13 protein-coding genes are annotated in these 6,571 nt (G+C 42.5%); 12 read left to right on the top strand and 1 reads right to left on the bottom strand.

Annotated features, from left to right (window positions below):
• Positions 1 to 904, bottom strand: a 904-nt coding sequence (locus J6I68_RS00165; RefSeq protein ID WP_292216201.1) for a hypothetical protein, incomplete at its 3' end; no start/stop codon positions are given.
• Between the two features lie 201 nt (positions 905 to 1,105).
• Between J6I68_RS00165 and J6I68_RS00160 the strand changes: the two genes are divergently transcribed.
• The 12 genes from J6I68_RS00160 to J6I68_RS00105 all read left to right on the top strand — a co-directional run bounded on the left by J6I68_RS00160 (position 1,106) and on the right by J6I68_RS00105 (position 6,208).
• Positions 1,106 to 1,489: a hypothetical protein gene (locus J6I68_RS00160; protein ID WP_292216199.1), complete on the top strand. Its 384-nt coding sequence runs from the start codon at positions 1,106 to 1,108 to the stop codon at positions 1,487 to 1,489.
• Positions 1,490 to 1,755: 266 nt separating this feature from the next.
• Positions 1,756 to 2,889 (top strand): RNA-guided endonuclease InsQ/TnpB family protein, encoded by a 1,134-nt coding sequence (locus J6I68_RS00155; protein WP_292216196.1) that lies wholly within the window; start codon positions 1,756 to 1,758, stop codon positions 2,887 to 2,889.
• A 30-nt stretch (positions 2,890 to 2,919) separates the two neighbouring features.
• Positions 2,920 to 3,186 (top strand): hypothetical protein, encoded by a 267-nt coding sequence (locus J6I68_RS00150; protein WP_292216194.1) that lies wholly within the window; start codon positions 2,920 to 2,922, stop codon positions 3,184 to 3,186.
• Entirely contained in the window at positions 3,183 to 3,506 is a 324-nt protein-coding gene (locus tag J6I68_RS00145; protein ID WP_292216191.1) for a hypothetical protein, read from the top strand. The genes J6I68_RS00150 and J6I68_RS00145 overlap by 4 nt, the downstream gene beginning before the upstream one ends.
• Positions 3,506 to 3,709, top strand: a complete 204-nt coding sequence (locus tag J6I68_RS00140; protein ID WP_292216190.1) for a hypothetical protein — start codon at positions 3,506 to 3,508, stop codon at positions 3,707 to 3,709. The genes J6I68_RS00145 and J6I68_RS00140 overlap by 1 nt, the downstream gene beginning before the upstream one ends.
• The gene (locus tag J6I68_RS00135) at positions 3,699 to 3,842 is read left to right on the top strand and encodes a hypothetical protein (RefSeq protein ID WP_292216188.1); all 144 of its coding nucleotides are present in this window, start codon (positions 3,699 to 3,701) and stop codon (positions 3,840 to 3,842) included. Before J6I68_RS00140 ends, J6I68_RS00135 begins: the two co-directional genes overlap by 11 nt.
• 2 nt (positions 3,843 to 3,844) lie before the next feature.
• Positions 3,845 to 4,192, top strand: a complete 348-nt coding sequence (locus J6I68_RS00130) for a hypothetical protein (RefSeq protein ID WP_292216186.1) — start codon at positions 3,845 to 3,847, stop codon at positions 4,190 to 4,192.
• Positions 4,189 to 4,656: a macro domain-containing protein gene (locus J6I68_RS00125; protein WP_292216184.1), complete on the top strand. Its 468-nt coding sequence runs from the start codon at positions 4,189 to 4,191 to the stop codon at positions 4,654 to 4,656. The genes J6I68_RS00130 and J6I68_RS00125 overlap by 4 nt, the downstream gene beginning before the upstream one ends.
• Positions 4,656 to 5,126, top strand: coding sequence for a hypothetical protein (locus J6I68_RS00120; RefSeq protein WP_292216182.1), 471 nt, complete (start codon positions 4,656 to 4,658; stop codon positions 5,124 to 5,126). The genes J6I68_RS00125 and J6I68_RS00120 overlap by 1 nt, the downstream gene beginning before the upstream one ends.
• Positions 5,127 to 5,235: 109 nt before the next feature.
• Complete coding sequence (locus tag J6I68_RS00115; RefSeq protein ID WP_292216180.1) at positions 5,236 to 5,466, top strand: hypothetical protein; 231 nt, start codon at positions 5,236 to 5,238, stop codon at positions 5,464 to 5,466.
• Positions 5,467 to 5,637: a hypothetical protein gene (locus J6I68_RS00110; protein WP_292216178.1), complete on the top strand. Its 171-nt coding sequence runs from the start codon at positions 5,467 to 5,469 to the stop codon at positions 5,635 to 5,637.
• Positions 5,627 to 6,208, top strand: coding sequence for a hypothetical protein (locus J6I68_RS00105; RefSeq protein WP_292216176.1), 582 nt, complete (start codon positions 5,627 to 5,629; stop codon positions 6,206 to 6,208). Before J6I68_RS00110 ends, J6I68_RS00105 begins: the two co-directional genes overlap by 11 nt.
• The last annotated feature ends 363 nt before the right edge of the window (positions 6,209 to 6,571 follow it).

The raw sequence follows: 6,571 nt of genomic DNA, 5'->3' as shown, positions 1-6,571 counted from the left end.
TTCTCTGGTGGGCCCTTACAGACCATGTTGCGCATTTGTATCTTCTGATGCTCTCCATAGTGTGGGCTTTTGGCTTTACTTCCGAGAGTATGGTGATCCCGTTTATAACATGCTCTGTCCTTTTGTCCTCGCCGGATAAGGCGGACGGCTGATAACTGGCCTTTACTTTGCCACTGGTCTTCCTTGGCTTTTGCGTCCTGTTATTGTTAAGGGAGAGGATTGTGTTGATATGCTTAAACATGTGCAGGATAAGCTCAAGTTTCTGAGCCATAAAGTCTTCGGCTTCCTGCTCTGTTTCTTTTGGCATATACATCATCATTTCCGGAACAGGAATAAGTCTGGATACGGTCTTATCGTCTGCATAGCCTTCTGTATAGGCTTTAATATCGTTAAGCGTAAGTGTTTTGGCCTCTTCAGTAAATGATGACACGAGATATTCGACGGATGTTGCGTATCCGATATCGTTGTCTTTATCTACTATCTCTGCTTCTACGGATATTTCATGCCCGATATGCCAGACATCCTCTTCCTGGTAGTAGTAATGGAGTGTGTATCCGTAGGTCCTTTTATCGAGGTCGAGGTCTTTCATGTCCCATGTGATATACTCATCATCTATCCACTGGATAGTGCCATGCTCAAAGGGCGGAAGTGATATGAGCCAGCTCCTAGAGAGCGTGGGATTGGCTTCTTTTAGGCGGCTGTCCGCTTCTGCCATAAGCTGTGCAAGATTTCCACTTTGGAACGTGCCCCGCAGGTCAATAAGATTTCTTTTTCTTACCTGTGAGCGCTTCTCTCCGTAGCCCTGGTCGATAAGGCATCTGTTTACTGCATATATTATCCTGTGTATCTCGCTTCTTAGCGGATTAAGGTTATCCGCAACCTTCATATGCTTTATATTGCTCATTCTATGCCCTCCACATAGTAAATATGGGATAACTGGCCTTTACTTTCTCATTCTGTACAGAGTAAAACCGTAGTTTTGCCTCTGTGAGTGCCTTTGCGGCGGAATGCGCCGCTTAAATACGTGCTGTACAGAAAGCTGTCCTGCAAAAGGGAAATCCCATATTTATCTTGTAAACGCAAACAAATATAGGAGGACGGGACTATGATGAACAAGATCGTTGATTTTGCTGCATTCAGAAAGGATGTCGAAGAGGCACTTGTGGGTGTCGGCAAGAAGTATGGAGTTGATATCAAGGCAGCAAATATCAGCTATGATGAAAATACTTTTGACATGAAGCTCAAGGCTACAAGGACAGATGTGGATGTTGAGAAGCTTGAGTTTGAGAATAATCTCAAGTTCATGGAGGGCTTTACCATGGATGATTACCATGCATCGCTTAAGATCAAGGGCAGGACCTATACCCTGGTCGGCTTTAAGCCCTACAATAAGTACGATGTCATCCTTGAGAGGGATGACGGGAAAAGATACGGCTTTGTATCAAAAGCTGTGGTGTACGAGCTTGGAAGGCATGATAAGGCAGTATGAACTGATAAGGAATCTAAGGGAGCTGGGTAATCGGCTCCCTTTTTTTTGTAAAGATTAAAACAGCGCGGAGCTGCGCCACATCATCTTGTGTCGATGGCTTTAAACGCGCATATTTCCTATACAGAAAGCGATTCTTAAAAGAAAATATCCCATATTTTAAGTGAAAAGGAGGCGGGAGAATGATCGGGTTTACAACCCAAGTGAGCGAGAAAGCCCACGGTTTTAACCGTGGGATGTGAGCGTATTAAGCCAAGGAGTATATTTTTATGCAGTTATCAGAAACAATAAAACTTTATATGACAAGAGAACAAAAATCTCTTATCGCAGCGACCATGACAGAGTATATAAACACTGTCAATGGCCTTGTTTCTGATGCTGTAAATGGTGTATCTATCTCAAAATACACTACCGCTGATGTTAAGGTAAACCTGCCGTCCGCATTGACAAATCAATGTATCCGTGATGCCAAGTCTATTGTTAAGAAATACAATAAAGCTTGTCGTGATGCAGACCATAAGAACATTAAACTCGCCAAACAAGGCAAGGATGTTAAGGTTGTAGCTACAATCCCTATTCTTAGAAAGCCTTGTTGTTATATCAATAATCAAAACTATAAGGTCAATGGCGATTATATCGAATTTCCTGTTCTCGTAAACGGTAAATCTAAAAGGCTTTCCGTTAAAACTAAGATGACTGATAATCAAAAGTCCATCTTTGCAAACAGTAAACTCGGCACTATGCGTATTGTCTATAAGGGCAATAAGATAGTTGCTCAAATCGTATACGAGATTGCAGAGCCAGTTTATAATGGCGAGGGTAATGTCATGGGCGTAGACCTTGGCATTAAGTGCCCTGCTGCGTCCTATATTTCTGATGGAAATATTAAGTTCTACGGCAATGGTCGTAAGAATAAATATATGCGTAGACATTATGCTCGTCTTCGCAAAAAGCTACAGAAAGCAAAGCATATAGATGCCGTCAAACGCATAAATAACAAAGAACAACGCATTATGCGTGACATCAACCATAAGTTAAGTCACGACATTGTAGAAACAGCAGTTGCTCACGATGTCAAAATCATAAAATTAGAGCGTTTAGCAAATATTCGCTCTACGACAAGAACAAGTCGAAAAAACAACCATAGTCTGCATAGTTGGTCATTCTATAGACTTGCACAGTTTATAGAGTATAAGGCTAAATTGGCAGGCATAACAGTTGAGCACGTAAATCCTGCATACACAAGCCAGACATGTCCTGTCTGCGGTCATGTACATCATGCCAATGACAGGAATTATGTTTGTAAATGTGGATTCCATATCCATAGAGATGTACTTGGAGCTATGAACATCTGTAACTCAACTGAGTATGTTGGCGATAGCAATATCAGACATACTGCGTAGGGAACTATATGTTCTGCCCTGCGATGGGTAATGGCATACCCATACCTTGCACTACGACCTAACAGAAATGTACTGGTCAGCCACTATGTAGTGGTAGGTAGCAAGAATCCCACGGCTTTAGCCGTGTGGAGTGTCAAGCTTGAAGAGATAATTGAAACCATAGGACTTTCAAAGAGCGATGTGGAAAAGGAAGCTGAGCTTATCCGCGACGGGTATGAGCCTACATACTGTGCTCTTATCGGTTTTGGAGCTGATGAACTTTTCGAGGTCGCAAGGAAGATGGAGGTAAGAAGGTGACAAGCAGTGCTGCGAAGACGGTTCTTGATATAAAAGAGCTCTGTTATGAACTGTATAAGATCGACTGGATGAGGAGAATAACTCCAAAAGAGCAGATGGAGTCCTTAAAGAATTATTACCAGGACTTAAAAGTGGACGGCAGAGCAGCCACTTACGAAGAAGCTCTTTCTGAGATCGGATTTGGCGGACAGATATATGCCTGCTATGAAGAGTTTTTACAGGGCGAGTATACAAGCAGAGATTATATGGTCGAGCTCCTTGATGACGAGGCTCTTGAAGAGGAATATATAGCAGATCTTTATGAGGAAGGATGGATTTGATGGTGGGAAAACAGATTGATACGGAAAGAGGTCTTATATATGTGGCAGATGTCTTTACCTCTGAGAGTGAGGCTAAAGAAAACGGATATGCCTATGCGTGGTATTCAGGAAGGCTTGGTAGGGATCTTTATTCCAAGTGCCTTGATGATGAGGGACACAGACACAGCTTTGCGGTTGTAGAAAGGAAGGAAGATGCTGATTAACGGTTTGTATGTAGACGCTTATCCCGACAATGACGGCGGACTCTGGTATTATCACCCTGTAACTGGAAGAGCCACGACGGTCAACGAAGATGTGGACAAGGTAGAATATGATGTTGAGAGCGAGGTTGCTTAAAGGTGAGTGAGTACAAGATAAAGGATCTGATGCCTGGTATAAGACGCTTTCATGCGCAGAAGGCGAGTGTTGCACAGGGGAAGAGTTCTAATGGAAGGCTCTACTACCCTACAACCGGATATGAATACTTCGACACTCCCTCTGGATCTATGGAAATCTCTGTATGGCTTGGGAATATAAAGGAAGCCATAAGGAGCGAGGGTCTTGATAAGCTCTATAACGCTATACAGAAGTATGTAAGAAAAAACTGCGCATGGCTTAAACGTGACAGGGATATTGAATTTTATGCCGCAGAAGTCTTGTGCAGGGAGTCTTATAAAGCGTGGAAAGATTTTGAGGTAGAAACATGAAGATTGTTTACGGTGATCTGTTTGAAAATCCATCTGACGGAGATGCGATATGCGTCAGCACAAACGGTGTCGTAAAGAGGGACGGATGCGCTGTCATGGGCGCGGGGATCGCAAAGGAGTTTGCTGACAGGTGGGGAAGGCTTCCTGCACTCCTCGGGGCAAAGATAAAAGATAGGGGTAATCATGTATACGGGCTTTTATACGTGAGGGATGTAGAGAAAGATACAAAGTATGCTATCCTCTCCTTTCCGACGAAAGAACACTTTAAGGATAAGTCTGATATCGAGCTCATCAAAAGGAGCTGCAAAGAGCTTGTGATCCTTACTGATAATAAGGGGTTTAAGAATGTGTATCTTCCACTTCCCGGATGCGGCCTTGGCGGTCTGAAGAAAGAAGATGTTGTTCCGGAACTTGAAAAGATACTTGATGACAGATTCGTTCTGGTCTTAAGAGAGGAATCATGATGGATTTTAAGACATTTGGATTTAGGAATGCATACGGGGTAGATCTTGGAGAAACGGTGCGTCTGTACAATGAAGATCCTGCGGACTATGAAGCCTCAATGTGTTATGTAAATTCATTCCATCTGTGCGCAAATATGATGCGCCGCGGGAGGGGGAAGTTCGTTAGATCCGTGTTCGGATATGTGCTCTCATCTGATGGGGAAAGGAAGGTTGCCGTAAGACATGCCTGGAATATGATCGAAGTCGGGCTTTTCAAGGCTGCCGTTGATGTCACTATGATGGCTAATGGCGAGAGCCTCTTTTCGGTGATGGGGTATACATGTCTTCCGGTTGATGAATACACGCCGGGAGAGTTCCTTGAGAAGGTCGATAAAAATAACGCCATGGCGGACCTTCCTGTTACACAAAAGGAGAAAAAGGTCGTAGAAAAACTAAAGAACAAAGGATTTGAGGTACTTGGAGCTGATTAAAGGTCAGCTCTTTTTTATTGCGAAGAGTCTATACAGAAACGAGGTTTTAAAAGGAACTATCCCATATTCTGTATAGAGAGGTTGTTTATAGTATTAACAGGAGGGATATATGTTCAGAGATGATTACTCCCCAAAGATGGAAATAGATAAGGCGGCTGAGATCTGCGAGAGGATAAAGTTTAGCCTGCGCTATCCTGAAGAGAGGAATGCGATTGAAACGCTGCTCTCTCTTGCCTTTGAAAAGATAAATGAGAAGGGAGGAGCGCGCTGGATAGACAATGCTGACAGCTATGTATGTCCCAAATGCGGATATAGGATCAAAAGTCTGGAGGGAAAATAGATGGAGTATGACAGAAGGAAGGATATGACTAAAAGACAGTATGATGCGCTGCAAAGAACCTACAGGGTGACCACAGATATGAACACCGGCACAAGGACACATGAAACAGACAAGCATCCTACAAGGGCCAGACAGAAGGAGATCACCAGGAGGGAAGTAGATGAAAGGTAAAAGGCGCAAGTACAAAGACCTGCAAGGGAGAGAATTTAATTCCCTCTCAAAGCTATGTGAGGCTAATGAGGCTTTGTATAATACTGTGTATAACTGCTATCACAATAAAGGGATGACTCTTGAAAGTGCGATCAGAGAGGGACAAAAGTCCGCAAAAAAGAAAGCAGCTAATACCATGGTCCATGAGAAAAAGGCTGCGGCAAGAAAGGTGGTAAGCTCTGACATGGTGCCATTCACCTTTACTCCAAAGACTAAATATCCTGGAAGGGAATACATCGCATGGTTTGAATGGCATAGGGATTATATGTGGAAGTATTATAAAGATGGATTTGCGGCGGAAAAGGCACAGGAAGTCTTAAACAGGCTCGACAGATTTTGGATTGGGCTTCTTGATGCAGTCGCATGTAATGATAAAGAGCTCATGGATCTTGCGGGCGATAAGATGATACAGGCAGCAAGGATGATCCTTGAACATCCATATGGCGATTACAAAGATATCTATGAAGTGTTTGCAAAAAGGTATGGCCTGGGTAAATATGGTTATGCTGAAATCATTAAGGATCGGGAGTAATTCCCGGTCTTTTATTTTGTCGTTTGTACAGAAGAAAATGCTACCACCCTATCTCCAAATTTCTGTATGGACTATACGCAAAAAGTCATATAAAATGCTGTACAGAAAACGAAGATGTAAAAAAAATATCCCATACTATATATAGAGAGATAAATAATAGATATTGTGTTTTAATAACACGGAAACAGTAAACTCTTAGATTCGTGGTATACAGAAAGGAATATATGTAAAATAAAGACGTAAGGTTTTGGTTTTACTAAGGTAAATAATATGGCAGACTTTTTTAAGAAGACATCAATGAGCGTTAATAACGGAGCAAGATTTATAGCCAACATCCCACTTAAGATATTATATTATGTGTTC

Source organism: Butyrivibrio sp. (assembly GCF_017940685.1).
In the GTDB taxonomy this organism is placed as follows: domain Bacteria; phylum Bacillota; class Clostridia; order Lachnospirales; family Lachnospiraceae; genus Butyrivibrio.
The sequence above is the reverse complement of the archived record's forward strand: the minus strand, read 5'-3'. Positions and strand labels throughout refer to the sequence as shown.

Excerpts from the sequence above, each read along its gene's own strand:
- J6I68_RS00160 (WP_292216199.1), top strand. The coding sequence starts at position 1,106 with ATGATGAACAAGATCGTTGATTTTGCTGCATTCAGAAAGGATGTCGAA.
- J6I68_RS00155 (WP_292216196.1), top strand. The coding sequence starts at position 1,756 with ATGCAGTTATCAGAAACAATAAAACTTTATATGACAAGAGAACAAAAA.
- J6I68_RS00150 (WP_292216194.1), top strand. The coding sequence starts at position 2,920 with ATGGCATACCCATACCTTGCACTACGACCTAACAGAAATGTACTGGTC.
- J6I68_RS00140 (WP_292216190.1), top strand. The coding sequence starts at position 3,506 with ATGGTGGGAAAACAGATTGATACGGAAAGAGGTCTTATATATGTGGCA.
- J6I68_RS00135 (WP_292216188.1), top strand. The coding sequence starts at position 3,699 with ATGCTGATTAACGGTTTGTATGTAGACGCTTATCCCGACAATGACGGC.
- J6I68_RS00125 (WP_292216184.1), top strand. The coding sequence starts at position 4,189 with ATGAAGATTGTTTACGGTGATCTGTTTGAAAATCCATCTGACGGAGAT.
- J6I68_RS00120 (WP_292216182.1), top strand. The coding sequence starts at position 4,656 with ATGGATTTTAAGACATTTGGATTTAGGAATGCATACGGGGTAGATCTT.
- J6I68_RS00115 (WP_292216180.1), top strand. The coding sequence starts at position 5,236 with ATGTTCAGAGATGATTACTCCCCAAAGATGGAAATAGATAAGGCGGCT.
- J6I68_RS00110 (WP_292216178.1), top strand. The coding sequence starts at position 5,467 with ATGGAGTATGACAGAAGGAAGGATATGACTAAAAGACAGTATGATGCG.
- J6I68_RS00105 (WP_292216176.1), top strand. The coding sequence starts at position 5,627 with ATGAAAGGTAAAAGGCGCAAGTACAAAGACCTGCAAGGGAGAGAATTT.